This window comes from Paenibacillus cineris (assembly GCF_018333335.1).
Classification (GTDB): Bacteria; Bacillota; Bacilli; order Paenibacillales; family Paenibacillaceae; genus Paenibacillus_AQ; species Paenibacillus_AQ favisporus.
Map to the genome: position 1 here is coordinate 251,185 of NZ_BORU01000004.1, position 21,234 is coordinate 272,418.

General features: G+C 53.6%; 22 protein-coding genes. 10 read left to right on the top strand and 12 right to left on the bottom strand.

The genetic code is table 11. The annotated features are described in order from the left end of the window. Nucleotides 1-46 precede the first annotated feature (46 nt). Nucleotides 47-472 (top strand): DUF2500 domain-containing protein, encoded by a 426-nt coding sequence (locus KI379_RS27875; protein ID WP_373309626.1) that lies wholly within the window; start codon nt 47-49, stop codon nt 470-472. A gap of 173 nt (nt 473-645) precedes the next feature. On the opposite strand, the gene KI379_RS27880 is transcribed toward KI379_RS27875, so the two are convergent. Next, nucleotides 646-1,395 carry a YheC/YheD family protein gene (locus tag KI379_RS27880; RefSeq protein WP_212985614.1) on the bottom strand — a complete coding sequence of 250 codons (750 nt, stop codon included), beginning with the start codon at nt 1,393-1,395 and terminating at the stop codon, nt 646-648. A gap of 237 nt (nt 1,396-1,632) precedes the next feature. Between KI379_RS27880 and KI379_RS27885 the strand changes: the two genes are divergently transcribed. Next, nucleotides 1,633-2,718, top strand: coding sequence for a glycosyltransferase family 4 protein (locus tag KI379_RS27885; protein ID WP_212985615.1), 1,086 nt, complete (start codon nt 1,633-1,635; stop codon nt 2,716-2,718). A gap of 33 nt (nt 2,719-2,751) precedes the next feature. Here the strand turns inward: KI379_RS27885 and KI379_RS27890 are convergent, their stop codons facing one another. From KI379_RS27890 to KI379_RS27900, 3 genes are all read right to left on the bottom strand, one after another. After that, nucleotides 2,752-3,627 (bottom strand): hypothetical protein, encoded by an 876-nt coding sequence (locus KI379_RS27890; RefSeq protein WP_244879472.1) that lies wholly within the window; start codon nt 3,625-3,627, stop codon nt 2,752-2,754. 345 nt (nt 3,628-3,972) lie between these two features. Next, on the bottom strand, nt 3,973-5,286 hold the full coding sequence (locus KI379_RS27895) for an MFS transporter (RefSeq protein ID WP_212985616.1): 1,314 nt from the start codon (nt 5,284-5,286) through the stop codon (nt 3,973-3,975). Between the two features lie 67 nt (nt 5,287-5,353). Continuing rightward, complete coding sequence (locus KI379_RS27900; protein ID WP_212985617.1) at nt 5,354-6,514, bottom strand: winged helix-turn-helix domain-containing protein; 1,161 nt, start codon at nt 6,512-6,514, stop codon at nt 5,354-5,356. A gap of 194 nt (nt 6,515-6,708) precedes the next feature. Between KI379_RS27900 and KI379_RS27905 the strand changes: the two genes are divergently transcribed. Together KI379_RS27905 and KI379_RS27910 are read left to right on the top strand one after the other, a co-directional pair. After that, nucleotides 6,709-7,284 (top strand): hypothetical protein, encoded by a 576-nt coding sequence (locus KI379_RS27905; RefSeq protein WP_212985618.1) that lies wholly within the window; start codon nt 6,709-6,711, stop codon nt 7,282-7,284. 40 nt (nt 7,285-7,324) lie between these two features. Further along, on the top strand, nt 7,325-7,495 hold the full coding sequence (locus KI379_RS27910) for a hypothetical protein (RefSeq protein WP_212985619.1): 171 nt from the start codon (nt 7,325-7,327) through the stop codon (nt 7,493-7,495). Here KI379_RS27910 and KI379_RS27915 read toward each other — a convergent pair whose 3' ends face one another. From KI379_RS27915 to KI379_RS27930, 4 genes are all read right to left on the bottom strand, one after another. Then, nucleotides 7,496-8,473, bottom strand: a complete 978-nt coding sequence (locus tag KI379_RS27915) for a siderophore ABC transporter substrate-binding protein (RefSeq protein WP_244879487.1) — start codon at nt 8,471-8,473, stop codon at nt 7,496-7,498. Between the two features lie 235 nt (nt 8,474-8,708). Then, nucleotides 8,709-9,467 (bottom strand): iron ABC transporter ATP-binding protein, encoded by a 759-nt coding sequence (locus KI379_RS27920; protein WP_089549638.1) that lies wholly within the window; start codon nt 9,465-9,467, stop codon nt 8,709-8,711. Continuing rightward, entirely contained in the window at nt 9,464-10,420 is a 957-nt protein-coding gene (locus KI379_RS27925) for an iron chelate uptake ABC transporter family permease subunit (RefSeq protein ID WP_076171982.1), read from the bottom strand. Before KI379_RS27925 ends, KI379_RS27920 begins: the two co-directional genes overlap by 4 nt. Continuing rightward, nucleotides 10,417-11,376: an ABC transporter permease gene (locus tag KI379_RS27930; RefSeq protein WP_089549636.1), complete on the bottom strand. Its 960-nt coding sequence runs from the start codon at nt 11,374-11,376 to the stop codon at nt 10,417-10,419. The genes KI379_RS27925 and KI379_RS27930 overlap by 4 nt, the downstream gene beginning before the upstream one ends. A 268-nt stretch (nt 11,377-11,644) precedes the next feature. Between KI379_RS27930 and KI379_RS27935 the strand changes: the two genes are divergently transcribed. Beyond that, nucleotides 11,645-11,773: a DUF4023 family protein gene (locus KI379_RS27935; protein WP_076171988.1), complete on the top strand. Its 129-nt coding sequence runs from the start codon at nt 11,645-11,647 to the stop codon at nt 11,771-11,773. Between the two features lie 462 nt (nt 11,774-12,235). Continuing rightward, the gene (locus tag KI379_RS27940; RefSeq protein ID WP_076171991.1) at nt 12,236-12,862 is read left to right on the top strand and encodes a DedA family protein; all 627 of its coding nucleotides are present in this window, start codon (nt 12,236-12,238) and stop codon (nt 12,860-12,862) included. 146 nt (nt 12,863-13,008) lie between these two features. Here KI379_RS27940 and KI379_RS27945 read toward each other — a convergent pair whose 3' ends face one another. From KI379_RS27945 to KI379_RS27960, 4 genes are all read right to left on the bottom strand, one after another. Beyond that, entirely contained in the window at nt 13,009-13,827 is an 819-nt protein-coding gene (locus tag KI379_RS27945) for a carbohydrate ABC transporter permease (protein ID WP_212985620.1), read from the bottom strand. Continuing rightward, on the bottom strand, nt 13,827-14,693 hold the full coding sequence (locus tag KI379_RS27950; protein WP_212985621.1) for a carbohydrate ABC transporter permease: 867 nt from the start codon (nt 14,691-14,693) through the stop codon (nt 13,827-13,829). Before KI379_RS27950 ends, KI379_RS27945 begins: the two co-directional genes overlap by 1 nt. Nucleotides 14,694-14,722: 29 nt before the next feature. Then, nucleotides 14,723-15,946, bottom strand: a complete 1,224-nt coding sequence (locus tag KI379_RS27955; protein ID WP_089549633.1) for an ABC transporter substrate-binding protein — start codon at nt 15,944-15,946, stop codon at nt 14,723-14,725. Between the two features lie 192 nt (nt 15,947-16,138). Continuing rightward, nucleotides 16,139-16,516 (bottom strand): c-type cytochrome, encoded by a 378-nt coding sequence (locus tag KI379_RS27960; protein WP_076172002.1) that lies wholly within the window; start codon nt 16,514-16,516, stop codon nt 16,139-16,141. A gap of 182 nt (nt 16,517-16,698) precedes the next feature. Between KI379_RS27960 and KI379_RS27965 the strand changes: the two genes are divergently transcribed. The 4 genes from KI379_RS27965 (at nt 16,699) to KI379_RS27980 (ending at nt 20,459) form a co-directional block, all read left to right on the top strand. Further along, a complete protein-coding gene (locus tag KI379_RS27965; RefSeq protein ID WP_076172005.1) occupies nt 16,699-17,475 on the top strand; it encodes a gluconate 2-dehydrogenase subunit 3 family protein in 777 nt (258 codons plus the stop codon). 33 nt (nt 17,476-17,508) lie between these two features. Next, on the top strand, nt 17,509-19,230 hold the full coding sequence (locus tag KI379_RS27970; protein ID WP_212985622.1) for a GMC family oxidoreductase: 1,722 nt from the start codon (nt 17,509-17,511) through the stop codon (nt 19,228-19,230). Between the two features lie 44 nt (nt 19,231-19,274). Next, nucleotides 19,275-20,003, top strand: coding sequence for a twin-arginine translocase subunit TatC (tatC, locus tag KI379_RS27975; RefSeq protein WP_089549631.1), 729 nt, complete (start codon nt 19,275-19,277; stop codon nt 20,001-20,003). A gap of 255 nt (nt 20,004-20,258) precedes the next feature. After that, a complete protein-coding gene (locus KI379_RS27980; protein ID WP_076172013.1) occupies nt 20,259-20,459 on the top strand; it encodes a twin-arginine translocase TatA/TatE family subunit in 201 nt (66 codons plus the stop codon). Nucleotides 20,460-21,234 lie beyond the last annotated feature (775 nt).

The following is a 21,234-nucleotide window of genomic DNA, read 5'->3' on the forward strand; positions in this document are numbered from 1 at the left end:
GAATGCACACCAAACCGGCATCATGAAAGGAGAATGACACGTTATGGTGACTCCCGGACCACCGCCATTTGGCGGAGGAGGCTTTAGCTTCGACTTTATGTTTACCCTCGTACCTGTTTTAATCGGCATCGTGTTCGTTATCGTCATTGTCGGCATCATTATGAACGGTGCCCGTTATGTGAAAAATGCCCGTACGCCCCGGTCGTCCGTGTACGCCCGCGTCATTTCCAAGCGGATGGACATCCGCCATCACAGCGGCAGCCATCATGATAACGGCAGCGGTTTTGTGAATTCCAGCAGCTCTTCCAGAACGTATTATTACATCACCCTGGAATTTGATAACGGAGAGCGGGTGGAATATTTGGACGTGAAGAATCTGTACGGCTTGGTTGCCGAAGGAGATGCGGGATATGCCGCGGTCCAGGGCGATTGGATCGTCGGTTTTGAACGGGATGTTCGGCAAACGCCTTAATACGGAAAAAGCAGCCTTGCCGCAGGCTTACCTGCAAGACAATGGCTGCATTTTTAACATTCGGGGAAGCCCCCAATGATAAGTGCCTCATTATTCAAAAAAAGAAGGCCGGCGCTTCAGCCAAGCCCTTCCCCGCATATAATGCTTATGAACGGCATCCGGCAGATGCCTGCTTACTTCCAAGCCTGTCTGAACTTCATCACTTTACGATACATGGATTTGTCCTTCAGCTGGTTAAAAATGTACGGATCGGGCATCGTGTTCACTTCAATGATCCAAGGCGTCCACGTCCGGTCAAAGCCGATGTCCAGGCCGATGTGCCGGAAACCGGGGTATTTTTTGTGCAGATGCTTTGCGGTAGTCACTCCGAGCTTGTTCAGGGATTGGATGACTTTAGCCGTCTCTTTCTCATTCAAATGGGCCCCGAGCAGCGTTTTGACATCCATCGGCGTGCCCCCGCTGTGGTAATTGGTCACGATTTTGCCTTCGCGGGCGACTCTTCCGATCAAACCGGTCGCCTCCCAATCTCCTCCAGGACGCCGCTGCACCATCACCCGGATATCAAAACGACGCTTACGGTACTTTACGAGATGAATCCCTTTTTGAATCAGGTAGCTTCGCTTCCCGGTCAGCTTCTGCAGCGATTGATAGAACGGATCATAGCTGCCGAAGGTCTTTTTTACCGTCTCCACCTGATACGTATAATCTCCGTTCTCCAGCTGTTCCGCCCGGATCACCCCTTTGCCGTGGGTGCCGTTTTCCGGTTTGACATAGACCATACGGTACGACTTGAGCATCTCCTTCAGGTCGGTTTTGCTGATTTTACGGGTATCGAGCATAAACGGCCGGACTTCCTTGCTGCCAAGCAGCACTTTCGTTTTAATCCACTTGCTGACGACTGCCGTGCGGTTCTTCTCCCCCATCCACCGATCTCTCCTGTCCTGTCTTCAAAATTGATTGTAACGCGCTTGCAAAACCTGTTTATTGTATGCAAGGCACGGCGGACTGGACAGGACATTCATCCCGCAAGCAGAACAATAGATTCCGTTTCTGGGCTGGCATCCCGTACTCCCTAATGGGGGCACGCATAAATAATAGAAGGATCAATTGAAGCAGCAGGTGCGGGGATCAGCATCTTTGCTGTAAGGGAGGAAAGCGGCTTGAACATACTGATCGTAGCCCCCGAACGGCTCCCTGTTCCCGGCAGCGGCTCGGTGGAAATCTGCATTTTATCCATCGCCAGGCAGCTAGCCAAGAAGCATGCGGTAACCGTCTTAAGCAGAGCCTCCGCGGGATTGCCTATGGAGAGCACGGATGAGGGGGTCCGCATTGTCAGGGTCCGTTCCGGCAGCTCCAAAGTCTACCTCGCTTCGGTGCTTCGATTCATTCATGGGAAAACTTACGACGTCATCCAGGTGGATAACCGTCCCCACTATATGGCCGCTATTCAGCGGGCTGTTCCCCAGTCCAAAGTAACCCTGTTTCTGCATTCGCTCACTTTCGTGCCTTCGACACGGCTCGTTGCCGCGAGCCTGAAGCATGCATGGTGGATTGTCGCCAACAGCGCTTCGCTAAAGCAAAAGCTGTCCGTACGGTTTCCCTCACAAGCGCACAAAATACGTACGGTCGAGCTTGGCGTCGACACCGACCGGTTCCGTCCGCCAACCGATTTTGAGCGGGCGCAGGCCCGCAGCCGGTATGGGATCGGGGATGTCTTCACCGTGCTGTTCACTGGACGGATCATCCCGAGAAAAGGCGTGCCCATTCTGCTGAAAGCCGCGCAAATCGCAAGCAAGCAGGTCCCACTGCATCTTGTGATTGCAGGCCGGAGCAAGGAGGGATATATCCGGAAGCTGAAAGCCGAGGCCGCCAAGCTGAGGGTAGCGGTCACCTGGACCGGCAACAAAAACCACAGCGAAATTCACAGCATCTACCGGATGGCCGACTGCTTTGTCTGTCCCTCCCAGCGGCACGAAGCCTTCGGCCTCGTTAACGTCGAGGCCATGGCATCCGGGCTTCCGGTCATCGCCTCGCAGATCGGCGGCATTCCCGAGATTATTAAGCACGGGGTAAATGGTTACCTGGTGGATGACTACTGGCGCCCGGAAGGTTTTGCGGAATATCTGGTCACACTGGCCCAAAGCAAAGAGCTGCGGCGCAGCCTGGGCGGCAGCGGACGCAGCATGGTACTTCAGTCTTTCACATGGGGCCGGACCGCCGAAAAGCTCGCGGCGCTGTATTCCTAAAGGGTGCTCCTCTGGCTGCTGAAGACAAATGACTCAATGCATTTTTCTCAATAATCCGTCCGCGTTGCGCAGCATCAAAGCACCGGCAGCCAAGGAGAGCAGGAAGCAGAAACCGGCAGCGACAGTGAGCGTTGACCATTCAAGAACCGTATGGCCCAACAAAGTCTGCCATCCGATGAAGACCAATCCAAGCACGTAGCAAATGCCCGTTAGGTGGATCATTCGGAGACGTACCCAAATGGAAAGCGAAGTCCGAGTACTCAGCCAGGCGACGAGCGGGATGGCCTGAAGTGCGTGGAAGCCCAGGCCGTGCAGCCAAATAATGTTGCCATGCAGCCCAACGGTCCGGCCTTGGTTAACCGAAATCCAGATTCCCGCTGCAAAAGACAGCATCACGGCTACCATGGCATAACGGATGCCCGTCACCAGCTCAGGATGAGCCGCGTATACTTTGCGACGGAAATACTGCGCGGCCAGGAACAGATAAAAAACGACGAGCAGCAGGGCGACAGACGCAAAAATGTTGCCCACTCCCTTGTCAAAGGCGGACCCGTCTTTGACAAACCGGGGATTGACCCCCCGGAAGTTTTGTACCGTTTCGGCAAAATAGGAATACAGTGCGAGCGCGATGTAGGGGTAGCGGTAAAAGGCTCTTCCTCTTCGCCCCAAGCCCGAATATGGGATAATGAGGGCTGTGGACAGCAAAAATATCCCGATCGCAGCGTTAAAAGAAAATGCGCTTTGAACATTGCCCCCAGGGGCTACTTCCGCTCCGTTCACAAGGGTCCAGATTCCACAAAAGGCGGACAGCAGAAATCCCAGAACAGCGGTCAGGACCAGCCACTTCTCCCCTTCAAACCAGCGAAACGCCGGCCGGGCGCCCACGCTCCTTACATTGACCATTTCCATTAATAATCTCCTCCATCCGAACGTTTTGGCTTTGATTACGTCTTATTGTACAGAGAAGGAGGTTACGGGAATTCTATCCGGGGTCCAGACTTTTCCCTGGACTTTGGTCGATGCCGTCCCCGACCAAAGTGCGGGATACAAGCCTCTTCATTGTTTAGTTCGGTGACAGAATAAGCAGGGGGAAGTTGCAGCCAGGACAAACAGCCCTGAGCCGGTTTACCGGATCAGGGCTGTTTTGGTTCAGGCTTTGTTTGTCTGGCTGCCAAGCCGCTCCTCGTTGAGCTCGCAGAAGAAGTGCTCATCCCTGGGAGCTATCCGGCCTGCACAGGATCAAGGCAGCACCATCTACCCGGACACCTGCCGCAGGGGTTCTTCATGGGTGTGTTTCTTGCTGCCTGCCGGCCACAGAACCCGCTGCAGAAGAAGGCAGATGATCCCAAAGGCAAGAACGAGCAGGCCAAGGACGCAGAACACCTCTCCCACGCCAAATCCTTTGATCAGCAAACCACCGGCCAACGGAGCTGCGATCATAATCGTACTGGACATCATGTTCTGAATGCCGAATATCCGTCCGGTCATGCCTTCCGGCGTCTCCTTTTGCAGCGCGTAATTGTTCGTCACCATAAACAGCCCGTTGCCGATCCCGATGACAAGGCCCAGCACGATGCTCCAGATCTCCGGAGAACCGGGTCTCAGCAGCCCCATCGCCCCGATCGCAGCGCCTACCAGGACAATGCCGCCCCCGATCCCTGTGCCGTAACCGATCCGGTTCCGGCGGTTCAAGATCATGATCGTGGCTACCGCACCTACACCGGTTGAGGAGACCATCCAGCCCAGCAGAGATTCGTTATTTGGCGCAATCTCTCTAAAGAGCGTAGGAAACTGGAAATCGATCATAAGAATAACGAGGATGACCGTCATATTCACGATCAGCGTGGTGAGCAGAATCCGGCGCTGCAGCAGTACCGCCCAGCCCTGCTTCCATTGCTCGATGAAGCCCGGTCTATGCTCCGGACCGGCATTTTCACCCGTATTCATGTCCTCCTGGGGAGCCGTATGATTTGCCTCGATTCGGCGCAGCGTAAACAGCAGCAGGCAGGAGATCAACCGGGTTACGGCATTCACCAGAATACACAGCTGCGGGGAAAGCACCGTCAGGACGACCGCACCCAGCAGCGGACCGGCAATTTTGGAGAACTGGTTGACCAGGCCGTTGTAGGAAGTGGCCTTCAGCAGCTGATCCTCGTGGACCACCTGGCGTGTCAGCGCCTGATGGGACGGGACGCGGAATACGCCCATAGCGGCACGCAGCGCCAGCAGCGGCAGCAGCCAGTACATGCCGGGAGCAAACAGCAGCAGGACCGTCAGGACAGTCTCGGCCGCATCGGCGATCAGCATCAGGTTGACCTTTTTCCAACGGTCGGCGACCACCCCCGCGAGCGATCCGAGAAGGATGCCTGGCAGGGCCATCATGACCGGGATCAGCGCAATCATTAAGGGATCGGCCTGCCAGCGGTAGGCGACCAGAACCTGGATCGCAAAAGCGTCGAACCATTCACCGAACGACGAGATGGCGTAAGCCGTAAACATTTTGGCATAGATGCGGTTGGTCCACACCGATTTTGCGGATGGCCGCGGCTCGGTAACAAGGGTAGACATGAAAAATTCCTCCGTTCAGTCAGAATATGGCGTACTCTCACTGTAACGAAGGAATATCAGAGGAACATCAGACAGCATTCAGAATGCTTTCGATTTTTTCTTCGATCGGCGCTTTATTGGCTTCCAGTTGATACATCCGGTTATATTCGGCGTATTTTGCGGCAAACTGGCGGTGAAGCTGGGGATCCTGCACGCTGCGCTCCAGATAAACCAGCGTTTCCCGAATCGATCCGACGATCAGCGGCACGTTGTGGGTCATCTCTCCGACCTCTATGCCGTAGTTCAGGGCTGCCGCGGCCTCGGCGCGTTTCCCCTGCCGGAGCAGCATCCGGCCTTTAAGCCCGTGATAAAAGCAAATTTCCCGCAAATACGGGGTTTCCTCCAGCATCCGTTCAACTTCGCCTGCGCAGCGTTCGGCTTCGGGCAGGTTGTCTGCACCCAGGTGGACGTACATCTCCGCCATTTTGATATGGACGTTGAACATATCCAGATCTCCCCCCGCCTCGCGAACGGCCTCGTATGCCACCTTAACCCTGGACAGATCCTCTTCGACCCGGCCGTTGTCGGTATACAGCCCAATAATATTTAAAATCCTCAGCTCCCGCTGATGATCCTCCGGACCAATGTTGGCGGCCATGGTTCGCTCGAAATAATCCAGGCATTTTCCCGGCTCATTGTAAAAGTACAAGTAAAAATGCAGCAAATAATACAGCTTGCTCGACAGCGGGAATTCGTTATCCGTTAAAAACCAGTTGATATCCGCCTGCGCATACCGGATAAAAATCAGGTGGGACGGGGGCAGCTCAAATCCGAGCAGATCCTGCTGGCTCGCCAGCGTAATCATCGATTTGCATTGGCCGTACATGAGGTACTTGTTCATCAGCTGCCGCATTTGGGCTTGCAGCTCGGTATCCTGCATCGACGGATTGCGGAGATCCGGCTCTTTGACCGTCAGGCTGTAGCCATAGCCGCGCACCGTGTTTAGAAAGACCCGGTTACTCCAAAGACGCAGCTTCTTACGCAGACGGTAAATGTGGTCGTCCACCGTCCGCTCCACCGGATATTCCATCGGCCATACCCGGTCCAACAGCTGTTCACGGCTGAAAGCCTGACCGCGATGGCTGTATAAAAATTGCAGCAGCGCATACTCTTTGGCAAGCAGCGAAATGCGCTCCTCCTGGTAGCTGACCGTATATCCGCTAGGATCAAAATCCAGCTGGGCCACCATGCTCCCCCCTTTCTTCAACCGCGCATGTTGGCGACCGTTTGTAACCCTTTCTGTTATTTAAGCATATTCCCGATTTACCGCACAATAGGATGGAGACGTATGATGAAATGATACTGTTAAGCCAACTTTTACCGCAGCGAAACGTTCAAGAGTAAAAGACGTTGGATTTTGAGGTATGAGTAGGAGGTGCACCCGTGATCAAAATTCAAACCAGATTGGTCATGGTACCGGTTGTGTTATTTGTCATCTGCCTGTTGATAGGCTGCAGCCGTGCAACGTCGGCCTCGCCCGGCTCTCCATGGTTTCGCAGTGCTGAACAGGCCGTGGAATTTGGCCTTCATGAAGAGCAGGTTGAACGGTCCGACGTACTCACGACCATCACGGTCGACGGGGAAGAGCTTATCTTTTACGAAAAATACGGCGCCTTCGGAGTGGGCGGGGTGAACGAGGGATCCCGCGGATATCAGTGGTACCGGTTATCTGCCTATTTGAACTTTGAAGGAGAGGACACCCCTTATATGACCGGAGGCTTTACCGTTCAAACCGCTAAGGGGCGTAATGTGAACATTCTTGCCGGAAAAGTGTTTGATCCGAAGATTACCAGCATGACCGTAAAAGGGAATAACGAAGCTCAAGAGCTGTCCGTTACGGGGCATTCCCGTTTCTTCTTTATGGTCCACCAATCGCCTTTTTCTGAATTGGAGGTAACCCCCGGTTCTGCGGAAGGAGCGGCCAAGATGGAGGAACGAAAGGAACCAATAGATAGATAGCACCCCGATTTATTCAAGTGACGAAAGAGGTGTTTTATCGATGAAACGCCAACTTAGACGCCCGGCAGCTCTGCTCGCAACGATTGCCGGTACAGCCACCATCCTGCTTTGGATGAAGCTGGGCAACGCAAAAACCGCCGCGGCGTCCTTACGGACCTCCGCGACAGCTCCTGGTGGCACGCGCTTGAACGGGCGCGTACTCTTTGCCTAACTACTGAATGCTTGCTCCGACTTCCTTGACCATCTCCTGTACGGACAGCAGTCCGCCGCCGGAGAGGTACCAGTAGTTCGGATCGAGATATACGATATGCCCTTCTTTGAAGGCTTTCGTATTTTTGATCAGATCGTTCTCCACCGTCTGCTTGGCGGATACGGATTCTCCGCCTTCTCCGGCCACAGCCGCGCCGCGGTCTACAACGAACAGGTAGTCCGGATTCTTCTCGGCTACGTATTCGGATGTGACGCTTTGACCGTGCGTAGAAGCTTCAATGTTTGCATCCACCGGCGTAAAGCCCAGCACGTCGTGGATCAGTCCGAAGCGGGAGCCCGCGCCGTAAGCGCTCAGCTTGCCTTCGTTCGCCAGCGCGATCAGGGCGTTTTTACCCGATGCAGCGGCTTTATCGTGAATTTCCGCGATCGTCTTGTCAACATGGTCCAGCTCTGTTTTGATCTCGTCCTCTTTGCCGAAGATCTGGCCGACGGTGTTCATATTCTCCTTAAACGATTCCATGTACCGTGTCGTATCCAGGCCCAGATAGACCGTCGGCGCGATCTTGCTGAGCTCTTCGTAAGCATCGGATTGGCGGCCGGAGATAATAATCAGGTCCGGGCTCAGTGCGTTGATTTTTTCAAAATCCGGCTCTTTCAGGCTCCCCACGTTGCTGTATGCATCCTTGTCGGCGTACTTGGACAGGTACGGAGGAATGTTCGCCTGCGGAACCCCGGTAACCTGAACGCCCAATTTATCCAATGTATCCAGAATGCCAAAGTCGAACACGACGACCTTCTGCGGATTTTTTTTGACCTTTGTCTCGCCCAGCTTATGTTTAATCGTCAGCTCCTCGGAACCGGAAGCCGCCGAAGTGTTGGTTGGTTCAGCAGACGCCTCTTTCGCGGGTTCTGCCGTATTTTTATTGCCGCATGCCGCCAGGACGACGACCAATACGGCCGTGATGATGAACAGCATCATCTTTCTTGTATTCAACTTCATCCACCCCATATTCTGATTTGGTTTTCGGCTTGAACCAAGCCGTAAATGTATAAAATTATGTGATGAACTATCCGCCGGCGCCTGGCTGGGATGAGTCCACGCATATAATTTCCCTTGGTTAGCACTGCATATGATTTTTCACTTGGCCCGTTTAACTCAGGGAGAACTTTATTTTTCGAACAAGCTGCCTCTTACCTCTCCCGGGCCTCCGGCTTCAGGCAAAATAAACGCAAATTTTGTTGTTGTTAATGTTCTCAATGGGGATATCCATCCCGTAGACCTGCTTCAGCACGGGCGTATCGATGATCTCGTCCGCCGTTCCTTCCTTCACGACTCTGCCATTCTTCAGGGCAACGATGTCGTCCGAATAGACGGAGGCAAAATTGATGTCATGAATGACGATAATGACCGTCTTACCCAGCTCATCCACCATCCGCCGCAGCACCTTCATGATCTGCACCGAGTGCTTCATGTCCAGGTTGTTCAGCGGTTCATCCAGCAGCACGTAGTCGGTGTTCTGGGCAATAACCATGGCGATAAAGGCCCGCTGCTGCTGCCCTCCGCTCAGCCGATCCAGGTACTGGTCCTGCAGATCGCCGAGCTCCATATAATCGATGGCTTCCTGAACGTATTTCCAGTCCTCCGGCTTCAGCCGGCCCTGCGAGTATGGGAACCGCCCGAAGCTTACCAGTTCCTTGACCGTCAAGCGGACGTTAATATGATTGGACTGCTTCAGAATCGAGATCTTCTTGGCGAGTTCGCTGCTCTTGCAGCGGTCCACCCGCTCCCCTTCGATCAGGATTTCACCGCCGTCACAGGAAATGAGGCGGCTGATCATGGAGAGAAGCGTGCTTTTGCCCGCCCCGTTGGCACCGATAAAGGAGGTGATTTTCCCTTTGGCGATGTTCACCGAGACGTTGTCGACCACTGTTTTGCCGCCATACAGTTTGGAAACCCCTTTAACCTCGATCACGATGATTTACTCCCCTTTAGCAAAAGATAGATAAAGTACGCGCCGCCGACCATATTGATGATGACGCTCAGCGTCGTGGAGAAGGTAAACACCCGCTCCACCAGCAGCTGCCCGCCTACAAGGGCGACGATGCTGATCAGCACCGCAGCCGGAATCAGCAGCGTGTGCCGGTAGGTCCGCATCAGCTGATAGGCCACGTTCGCCACGAGCAACCCCAGGAAGGTGATCGGCCCGACGAGCGCCGTCGCGATGGAAATGAGCACCGCCACAACAATGAGCAGCCTTTTCACCACCCGGTCGTAATCGACGCCCAGATTGACGGCGTGATCCCTTCCCATAGCAATAACATCGAGATACTTGGTATAGCGCATAAAATAGGCGGTCACCAGCACGATCCCTGCCGCCGAAACCAGCAGCAGATCCGTATTGACGTTGTTGAAGCTGGCAAACATTTTGTCCTGGACGATTTGGAACTCGTTCGGATCGATGAGCACCTCCATAAAGGAGGACAGGCTCTGAAACAATGTGCCGAAGATCAGACCGAGCAGAAGCAGAAAGTAAATGTTCTGGCCTTCCCTTTTAAAAAGGAGCTTGTAGAACACCACCGAGAACACGGCCATCATGCCGACGGATATGAGAAAATTCACGTTTTTGCCCATCGCCGTCAGGCTGATTGAGCCGAAAACGTAGACCATAAAGGTCTGAAATAGCATATAAAGGGAATCCAGCCCCATAATACTCGGCGTCAAAATGCGGTTGTTGGTAATCGTCTGGAACACGACCGTCGAGAAGGCGATCGCTCCGCCGGTCAGGACCATGGCCAGCACTTTTTTGCCCCTGCGCGGAAGGATATAGTCCCAGTTGCCCCCGGACTGGATCACCATAAAGACAGCAATCAGGACAAGTGCGATGACGGTTAGAACGATCAGCTTGGTCAGGTTGGATTTGCTCATGTATAAGCCCTTCTTCTCAGCAGTAAATAGATAAAGATCGCGCTGCCAATCACCCCGACAGTGACGCCGATGGAGATTTCATACGGAAAGATGATGACCCGGCCCAGAATGTCGCAGAACAGAACGAACACAGCTCCCAGTAGTGCGGTATGTAGTAGGCTTTTCTTCAGATGATCCCCCAGATACATCGTGACGATGTTCGGAACGACCAGGCCCAGAAAAGGAATCATGCCCACGGTTAAAATCACGACTGATGAAATAGCGGCGACGATGACCAGTCCGATATTGACGACGGCCTTATAGTTAAGCCCCAGGTTCACCGCGAACTCCTCCCCCATGCCCGCAATTGTAAAGCGGTTCGCGAACAGATAGGCGATGATCAGGAGCGGAATGCTGATGTACAGCATCTCGTATCGGCCCTTGAGGATCATGGAAAAGTCGCCCTGCAGCCAGGAGGACATGTTCTGGATCAGATCGTTTTTATAGGCAAAAAACGTCGTGACCGAGCTGACAATGTTGCCGAACATGAGTCCGACAAGCGGAATAAAAATCGCGTCCTTGTATTTGACCTTATCCAGGATCCGCATGAAGATCATCGTTCCCAGCAGGGCAAAAACGAAGGCCACCAGCATTTTCACCAGCGGCGCCGCGTTACCAAACACCATGAGGGCCACCAAAATGCCGAACCTTGCCGAATCCATCGTTCCGGCCGTCGTCGGCGACACGAACTTGTTTCTCGTCAGCTGCTGCATGATCAGGCCGATAATGCTCATGCTCGTGCCGGCGATGATAATGCTGATCAGGCGCGGCAGGCGGCTGATCCAGAGCACCTGCTTCTGTTCGGCTGTGAGATGAAACAGATCCAGCGGGGAAATATCCTTCACCCCGATAAACAAAGAAGCGGCTGAGAATACGATAAGCAGGATCCACAGCGTCCACAGGTAAGTGTTTTTCATGGCTATCCAACGCTTTCTTTAGTCTGGCCAGTCATTGAAAATAATGAAAATATTCCGAAAAAGCATATGTCACTTTCGATCTAATTAATAATGATATTCATTCTCAATTAACCGACTTAGTTATTATTCTAACAGCTGACCGGTTTTTGTCAAACGTTTCTGGGTATTTTTATTCTTCTGCCTTCCTCCCGCAGGATGAATGCAGGCCGCCCGGAGTGGCCATAGTAACAGGGAATGCCGACTGCAAACACAAGGAGGTTGAACAGCCATGGACAGCACGCATGAGTATGTGGAGAAGCTCCACGATACCCAGGAAAAAGCCCGCAAACACAAGGATGGCATCAGCAAAGGAGCCAGCGCAAAGCTTCCGACCAAGCAGCATGGCACGAAGAAATAACCGCAAACCTTAAAAATGGGCATTTCCCTTTCGACCGAAGGGGAAGTGTCCTTTTTATTTGAAGATATAAGAAAGTATAAGCTCCAGAGAGTGCTCCTCCTTATACCGCAAGAAAAACAACCGCTAACCGCGGTCTGTCTACTTTGAAGGTACGTCGATAGGCGTTTTTCTTAAGAGAGCAGAAGTACAGGATTCGGAGCCGCCGCTTCCGGATCTCGCAAGAAAAACTTCAGCTAACAGCGGTCTGTCTACTTTGAAGGTACGTCGATAGGCGTTTTTCTTATTATTCAGGGATTTTCGCAAAGTTTCTGCAATCTCCAAGACCAAAGTCCAGTTTGATCCTAGTCCAGAGACAGTTTCTGGATGGCCTGCCGCTCCGTTAGAATGAACGAAAGCATGAGACGGCATCGGCCTCAGGTTGGATTTGACTGCAGGCGGCGAAGGCCGGTAAGGAGAGAAACTATGGAGTGGATCATCCATCTGTTTGAACAATACGGGTATATGGTGCTGTTTGGCGGCCTTTTCGCCGAATCGTTGGCAATTCCCTTCCCGGGAGAGCTGGCCATGGCCATCTCCGGCCATATGTCGACCCTGGGGAGCTTTCACCTGCTGCAAATTATTTTGTATTCGTATATCGGCGCCATTGTCGGCACGACGGTGACGTATATTATCGGGTATCGTATGGGAACGCCCTTCTTTGAAAAATACGGCAAGTACGTCCTACTGAACCCGGCCCGGATCGCCAAAATTACCGGCTGGTTCGACCGGTACGGCACCAAGCTCATTCTGATCTGTTACTTCGTGCCTGGACTCCGGCATTTTACCGGATACGTGTCCGGCGTGCTCCGGATCAATGTCCGGACCTTCTTTATCTATAACTACATCGGCGGACTCGCCTGGGTCATCGTCTATGTCATGATCGGCAGACTGGTCGGCTCGAAGATCGAGCAGTTCCTGCATTTGATTTCCCAGTATTCGCTTGCCGCGATCCTGGTGGCTGCTGCGGTCCTCGTTCTCGTCGTGTACCTAAAGCGGAGAAAAAAATCTGCAGTCCCCCGGGTCAAAGCCGAAGTGCGGCAGGAGGACTAAGGGCAGGCGCACACGAACGAGCAGCTAACAGCTGTGGGACAGCCGACGCCCGATGACCGCACGCCTAGCACTGGCTATCGTCTAGAACGTCAAAAGCCGCCCCCGGTGCTTGCCCGGGGAGCGGCTTGTAACAAACGCTTTACACTTTATTTGACGGCGCCCTGTGTCACGCCGTTGATGATCCATTTTTGTGCGAACAGGTAGATGATGATCATCGGCAGCATCGCCATCAGATACGAAGCGAAGGCCAGGTTGTAGTCCGTGTTGAACTGTCCCTGGAAAATGTACTGCACGAGCGGCAGCGTATAGCTCGACTGGTCGCTGATGATGATCAGCGGGAGCAGGAAGTCGTTGTACGTCGACAGGCAGATCAGGATGTCGACGGTGGCGTTGATCGGCGCCATCAGCGGGAAAATGATCCGCCAGAACGTGCCCCACGTCGTTGCCCCGTCTACCGTGGCGGCCTCTTCCAGCGCCGTCGGGATCGAGCGGATGTAGCCGACGTAGACGAAGACGTTAAAGGCCAGCGCATACACCGTATGCAGAATCGTCAGGCCGACCAGATTGGTCATGTGCAGCGCCGACGCCAGCTTGACGATCGGTAGCATGATGATCGGGAACGGAATGAACATCGCGCTGATGAAGTAGAAGTACAGCCCTTTGAAGAACTTCCGGTGCATATTCCGGGCGATGGCGTACGCCACGAGCGAGTTGGTGAGCAGCGTCAGCACCACCGTCGAGATCGTCACGAGCGCGCTGTTGCGGAATGCGCGGAAGAAGTTGGTCATTTTCACCGCGTTCGAGAAGTTTTCCCAGTGAAACGTGATCGGAATCGCGAAGACCGACCGCGTCATCTCCTCGGGATTTTTCAGTGCAATGGTCAAGGTCATGTACAGCGGGAACAAAATCAGCAGCGTCCCCAGGGCAATCAGGATCATGACGGCCCAGTTCGTTTTCGTTCTCATTACATATCGCTCTCCCTTCCTTGAAGAAATTTAAGCTGCAGGATGGAGATGATCGCAATGACGATTAAATATATGACCGAGTTGGCGGACTGGTAAGCGAACTCGCCTCCCTGGAACCCGCCGATGTAGATCAGGTGCGAAATGGACTGTGTCGCCCGGCCGGGCCCACCATTGGTCAAGGCGACGATCTGGTCGAAGACCATCAGCGAGTTTTTCATCGCCAGCACCATATTGATCGTGAAAAACGGGGAAATGAGCGGAAAGGTAATTCTCCAGAATTCCTGCCAGCGGCTGGCCCCGTCCAAATTTGAAGCTTCATACAGCGAAGCCGGGATGGTCTGGAGTCCCGCCAGATACAGGATCGTATTAAACGCAATCCCCTGCCATACCGCCACGATGACGACCCCGATCCAGGCCAGATTTTCGTTGCCCAGTATGTTCGTTGAGAACGCATGGATGCCCAGGTTCTGCCCCCAGATCGTAAAGACGTTGGAGAACAGGTAGTTGAAAATGTAACCGACGATCAGCACGCTCAAAATGTTCGGCAGAAAGTAAATGCCGCGGAAGAAGTTCCGCGCCTTGATCCGCGCGTTCAGGCCAAGGGCGATCAGCAGACTGAGCACATTGATCAGAATGGTGACGACAATGGCGAACTTGAAGGTGAACAGATAGGCGTTCCCCACGTTGCTGTCCGTAAAGAGGTTTGCGTAGTTGCGGAACCCGATAAAGTCGTAATGCTTCCCGAACCCGTTCCAGTTCGTGAACGAATAGTAAATGCCCTGCAGGGCGGGCAGTGTCATAAATACGAAGAACAGTACGACCGCCGGCACGGTCATCCAATAAAACGCCGTAAGTCGCTTGGACATCCCTTCATCCTCCTCTTTTAGTCATGATGTTATTTCCGGCTCTGGACTTTGTCCCACTCGGTATCGAGCGTTTTCAGGTAGGCGTCGATATTCCGGTTTTGCAGGAATCCCTGAACGATCGAGTTCAGCTGCACGGCGGCCGGGATATAGTGGTCGGCAAAATCGACGACTCGGCCCGCCTTGAAATAAGGCTGCAGCTCGGCAACCGCCGGGTCGTCCTGCGTCACGCCCTTGACGGCCGAAAACGCGGTTTGCTCTTTGATGTATTGGCCGATGTTGTCCGGCTCGAGGAGAAAAGCGATGAATTCCTCCGCTTCTTTTTTATGCTTGGTGCTCTCGGAGATGGTCAGCAGCGTGTCCACCCCGGAGATCAGCTTGTTCTTGTCCGGGTCGTTTCCGGTCGGGAACGGGAAGAAGCCGATATTCGCGTTCGGGTTCGATTTCCGGATTTCCGGAATGGCCCAGCTGCCCTGGATATACATGGCCGATTCCCCGCGCGCAAAGGCACGGTTGCCGTCCGCGTATGTTTTCCCGAAGTTGTCCCCATGTCCGTAATCGAGCAGCTTCAGCTGCTTCTCCGCCACCTCACGGAATTTCTCCTGGAAGGTCACCTGATTTTCACGGCGCTGCTTGAAGAAATCGATGCCGACCAGGTTGGGTGCCAGCGCATTAAACGGCAGATTCGTCTGCCAGTCGTCCTTGTATGTAAAATAAAACGGAATGATGCCGCTGTCCTTCACCTTTTGGGCAGTCGCAATCAGCTCATCCCACGTTTTCGGAACGCTCAGCCCCAGCTTCTTGAAGATGTCCTTGTTGTACATAATGCCGTTGGCGTTGGTTGCGTAAGGGATGCCGGTAATTTTACTCAGCCCCGTTACGTCCTTGAGCATTTTTATGTAGTTCGGATCAATGGATTCGACCAGCTTGCTCTGGGTCAGATCGGCGAAAATATCGCTCTGCGCCAGGATCGAATACGTGTCGGTCGCGCCCATGCCGATGACGTCGGGAATGTCGTTCTTGACGACCCTTGTCTTCAAGACCGTTTCGGCATCCGGCGGATTCACCTGGGTGACCTGAATCCCGGGGTGCGAAGCGTTGAACTTGGCCACCAGCTTATCAAAGGAGCCTTTGGCCTCCGGCTTGTTTTGAAAAAACTCCAGCTTGACCTTCCCGGCGTTCTCCCCGTTATTCCCGCAGGCCGTCAGCATCGACGCGAGCAGCAGGCAGGCCAGAAGGATTCTTCCCATTTTCATGCGAAACCCCCCATATCGAAATTCTTGATGTTGAATTTTCACTAAAATTACCCGATTTTGTCGAAAAATAAACAAGCCGCCAAGCATGAAGCCTGCAGCGAACATGCGAATGCAGCGCCGTCTTCCCGGCGAAGTAAAAAAGCAGCCCCCTGACGGAAAGGCTGCTTTTTGCATGGCTGGGCCGAAGCGCGCTTATTTTTTGGCGGCCAACCACTGGGCTACGCCTTGAATGTCAGCATCGGACAGTTGGCCTTTGAAAGCCGGCATGCCGCCGCGGCCGTTCGATACGATCCCGGCGATTTCATCCGCGGAGTATTTGGCTCCGACCTTTTGCAGGTTCGGTCCTACAGCGCCTTCGAGGTTGTTGCCGTGGCAGCTGACACAGTTCGCTTTAAAGGTCGCTTCCCCGTTGCCGGCTGCTGCATTGCCGCCGGTTTGACCGGTCGTTGCACCCGTATTCCCGGCGTTGTTATTGGCTGCGCCCTGGTTGTTGTTATTGTCGCTGCTTTTACCGCAGGCGGACAGGGAAAGAACGAGCAGCAAGCTCAGGAAAATGATCGATTTTTTCATTGGGGGTGTCTCCCTTCAACTTTTTCAAATTTGCCTCAATACAGCTACGATGCCCCAGCAATAAGCTTTTCATGTACGCGGATTATCGTGATTTCTCGGATTTGCGGTTTTTTCGCCTTGGCGTGGCATGTGCATAATATACCCAGCAAAGGGGAACATATCCCTCAAGGAGGAATGCAACCATGGCAGAACAACAAAAGGAACAACCACCAAGCGGGTCCAGGCGCCAGTTCCTGAAATATTCAGGGACGGCGATCGGCGGTCTGGTCGTCGGGGGCGTGATCGGCGGAGCCATTACCGGCGGCTTCAACAAGAAAAAGCCGGCTGCGAATGCGCCGACATCGCCGCAAACCGGAACGCAGCCCGCTGCAGATTATAACCATGCGACCATGTACTTCAACCAGCGCCAGCTGCAAATTACACAGGCAGCGACAGAGCGCATTTTCCCTAAGGACGATAACGGTCCTGGAGCCAACGATTTGGGTGTTGCTTACTACATCGACCACCAGTTAGCCGGTCACTGGGGCTTCAACGCCCGCGAATACCGCATGGGGCCTTTTGTTAAAGGGGAAGCCACACAGGGCGACTATCAGAGCATTAACCGTAACGAGGTCTTCCTGCTCGGGCTTACCGCCATTGACAATGCAAGCCAGAAAAAGTACCAAAAGGGGTTTACCGACCTTGCCGACGAAGAAAAAGACGCCATTCTGACTTCGCTCGAAAAGGGTGACATTGAAGTGATTAACGGCATCACCGGCAAAAGCTTCTTCGATCTGCTTCGCAATATGACGCTCGAAGGCGTATATGCGGACCCGCTCTATGGCGGCAACGTCAACATGGAGGGCTGGAAGATGCGGAACTATCCGGGCAACCAGATGTCCTATGCCAAAATTGTCGGTGAGGACGCTTTTGCAAAAACAGATCCGCTCAGCCTGCATGACCATTTGGCCACACATTAATTTTTACATGCTGACAGAGAAGGAGAGTTATCCATGGCTACGAAATTGCCAAGAGTCCCGGTATTGATCGTCGGGATGGGATGGATCGGTGGCATTATCGCCGCTGAATTAAGCAAACAGGGAATCAAGGTCGTCGGCCTGGAACGCGGTAAACCCCGTTCCACCGAGGATTACTACATGGTCCATGACGAGCTCCGTTACGCCCAGCGCTATGAACTGATGCAGGATTTGTCCAAGGAAACGATCACCTTTCGGAACACGTCGAAAATGACCGCCCTGCCGATGCGCCAGTACGGCGCCTTCCTGCTCGGGGAAGGTCTCGGAGGCGCGGGCATCCACTGGAATGGACAAACGTACCGGTTTCTGCCGTACGATTTCGAAATCCGGAGCAAAACGATCGAGCGCTATGGGAAGAAAAAAATTCCGGATGGCATGACCATTCAGGACTGGGGCATTACATACGACGAGCTTGAGCCCTATTTCTACAAGTTCGAAGAGGTCGCGGGCATTTCCGGGGATCAAGAACAGACGCCGATGGTCGGCAAACGCTCGAAGCCGTTCCCGACCAAGCCGATGATCAAGACGCCGATGATCAAAATGTTCGAGGAAGCGACTAAAAAGCTGGGCTACCATCCGTATATGATGCCGTCGGCCAACCTGTCCGAGCAGTATACGAACCCGGACGGCATTACCCGCGCCCCTTGCCAGTACTGCGGCTATTGCGAGCGTTTCGGCTGCGAATACGGCGCCAAGGCCGATCCGGTCGTGACCGTGCTTCCGGTCGCACAGAAATCGGGTCATTTCGAGCTGCGCGAGTATGCCAATGTGACGGATATTCTGCATGACGGGAAAAAAGCCACCGGCGTGAAATACGTCAACCCGTTGACCGGCCAGGAATATGAGCAGCCGGCAGACGTCGTCATTCTGGCGAGCTACGTGTTCAACAACGTCCGGCTGCTGCTGACGTCCAAGCTCGGCAAGCCGTACGATCCGAATACGGGAACAGGCGTCGTGGGCAAAAACTACGCTTACCAAACGAATGGCGGGTCGGCGACGGGATTTTATGACGACCAGCAGTTCAACCTGTTTGCCGGAGCTGGCGCGCTTGGCATGGAGATCCCGGACTTCAACGGCGACAACTTTGACCACAGCGATCTGAATTTCATCCACGGTGCCGGCATCCGGATTTCGCAAACCGGGCTCCGCCCGATCGCGAACAATTCGGTTCCGAAAGGGACGCCAACGTGGGGCAAAGACTTTAAAGCGACCTCGCTGAAATACGCGAACAACTACTTGACCGTGGCGGCGCAGGGATCGAGCATGCCTTGGAGGCATCACTATCTCGATCTGGATCCGACCTACAAGGATGCTTACGGCAAACCGCTGGTCCGGATCACGTTCGACTTTGAGGAGCAGGACCGGCAAATGATCGCCTTCATGGCAGGTAAAACCGAAGCCATCATGAAGGAAATGAAGCCTTCGTCCATCGGCTCCTCCAAAGAGCTGGGGCCGTTCAATATCGTGCCGTATCAATCCACGCACAACACCGGCGGCGCGATTATGGGATCGGACCCTTCAACTTCGGTCGTCAACAACTATCTCCAAATGTGGGATGCCGAAAACGTGTTTGTCGTCGGCGCATCCGCCTTCCCGCATAACAGCGGTTATAACCCGACGGGTACCGTTGGCGCCCTCGCTTACCGGGCTGCGGAAGGCATTGCGAAGTATTTGAAATCGGGCGGATCTCTCGTTTAAGCGAAAACACCGCCTGGGGGCAAGGAAAAAGCGGAGGGAATCAAATGGATCAAGACAACTGGATTGTTCATGTCGCCGAGGCGCGAAAGCGGCTTATCATCGTCGGCATCTGCTTCATCGTGACGTTTGCCGCCGGATTGTACGCCGCCCCCGGCATCCTGCTCTACCTCAAGTCTCAGCCTTTGGCGGAGCCGATCGCCTGGAACGTGTTTTCCTTTACGGACGGCATTCTGATCTACATGAAATGCGCGCTGATCTTCGCGCTCATGTTCACGGTTCCCGTCCTGCTGTACCAGCTGTGGGCTTTTGTGAAGCCGGGGCTCACAGAGCATGAGGCAAAGAGCGCGTTCCCCTTCATTCCGGTCGCATTCATGCTTTTTCTGGCCGGGCTGTCGTTCAGCTATTACGTCGTGTTTCCGATGATGCTGAAGTTCATGAAGCGCATGAACCAAACGATCGGGGCGATCGAAACGTACGGGATTGACCGGTACTTCGGGTTCCTGTTCGATCTGGTCATCCCGATGGCCATCGCCTTCGAGCTTCCAGTGGTCATTCTGTTCCTGACCCGAATCGGAATCCTGACGCCTGATACGCTGAAAAAGACGCGCAAATACGCGTACCTGGGGCTGGCGATCCTCGGCTCCTGCATTTCGCCGCCGGACTTCGTCTCGCACCTGTCCGTCACCATTCCGCTCATCCTGCTGTTCGAGATCAGCGTTTATGTATCCGGCCGCCAGTGGCGGAAAATGCAGTCCAGCCCGTCCGGCAGCTAGGTCGTTGCATTCCCGCCATCCGGTTGCTGGGCTACTGCAGTTCCTGCTCTTTAGCAGCTGGACAGCCCCAAAGTCTGGCAACTGCAGCAGTTCAATCCGTCTAGCAACATTGCACTCTCCGTCTATCCGAGACCGCATCAGTTCCGTAGTCCGGCAACTCGGGGGTTGCAGTCCTGACCATACGACAGCCGCCATCCGTCCAGCGTTCAGTCATCTGGGGCTAGGACGTTAATCCAGAAAAGAGGTGTACATGCTATGCTGAATAACATTGGTGTATCCGGCCTGGTCATTATTTTGGCCATCGCCCTCGTCCTCTTCGGGCCATCGAAGCTCCCGCAGCTCGGAAGAGCGTTCGGGGACACGCTCCGCGAGTTCCGGAGCTCCACGCGCGGAATCGTCGAGGAAGAAGAGACTTCCTCCGAGTCTTCGGTGAAGCAGCTTGTCGAGAAGCGCTAATATGCCAACGCAACGCCTATTAAACCGATAAAAAGCAGCCTCCCCTATGGGGAATGGCTGCTTTTTCAATGAGGGTCCCTTCGATGGGGACCCTTTTTGGCTCTTCAATGGGACCCTTTGAAGAGACTAGTTGCTTATTAATGAGGGTTCATTTCCGGGGACCCCTGCACGACTCACTTCTATGTGCCCTTCGCTTACTTTATAAGAATAAAGAGGGGGGTATACGAAAATCGTCCTTTTCCAGTGTACATTTCTCTATTTTGTCCCACAAAAGAAAGACACGGCACTTATATTCTCCAGCCCTCGAATCAAAGAGGATACCTCTATATTTAGTGTTAAAACTCACGGACAATCTATATCTAGAAATTTACGATGGACCAAAGGTATGGTACTAGTGTCCACCTTTTAAAAGACAAAATCGAGGTTTGTTCGTTGTTAGTAGACAAATCCAGCCTAATTGGGACCAGCAAGAGGGCGTAAGGGCCCAAACCGTTCTTTTTCCCGTTGTTCTCCTGGTTTTAAATTCACGAACTGCTCCCTGGAACTCCACAATTCACAAGCCAATCAACTGCTCCACGACACTCCAAAAATCTCAAGTCAATCAGCCTTTTCTCCGGTACTGTTCAGATTTTAAAACCACCAACACTTTTCCTGATCTCAAACCCACTAACTGCTCCTGACAATCACAAATTCTAAGTCAATCAGCCTTTTCTCCGGCACTGTTCAAATCTCAAAACCACCAACACTTTTCCTGATCTCAAACCCACTAACTGCT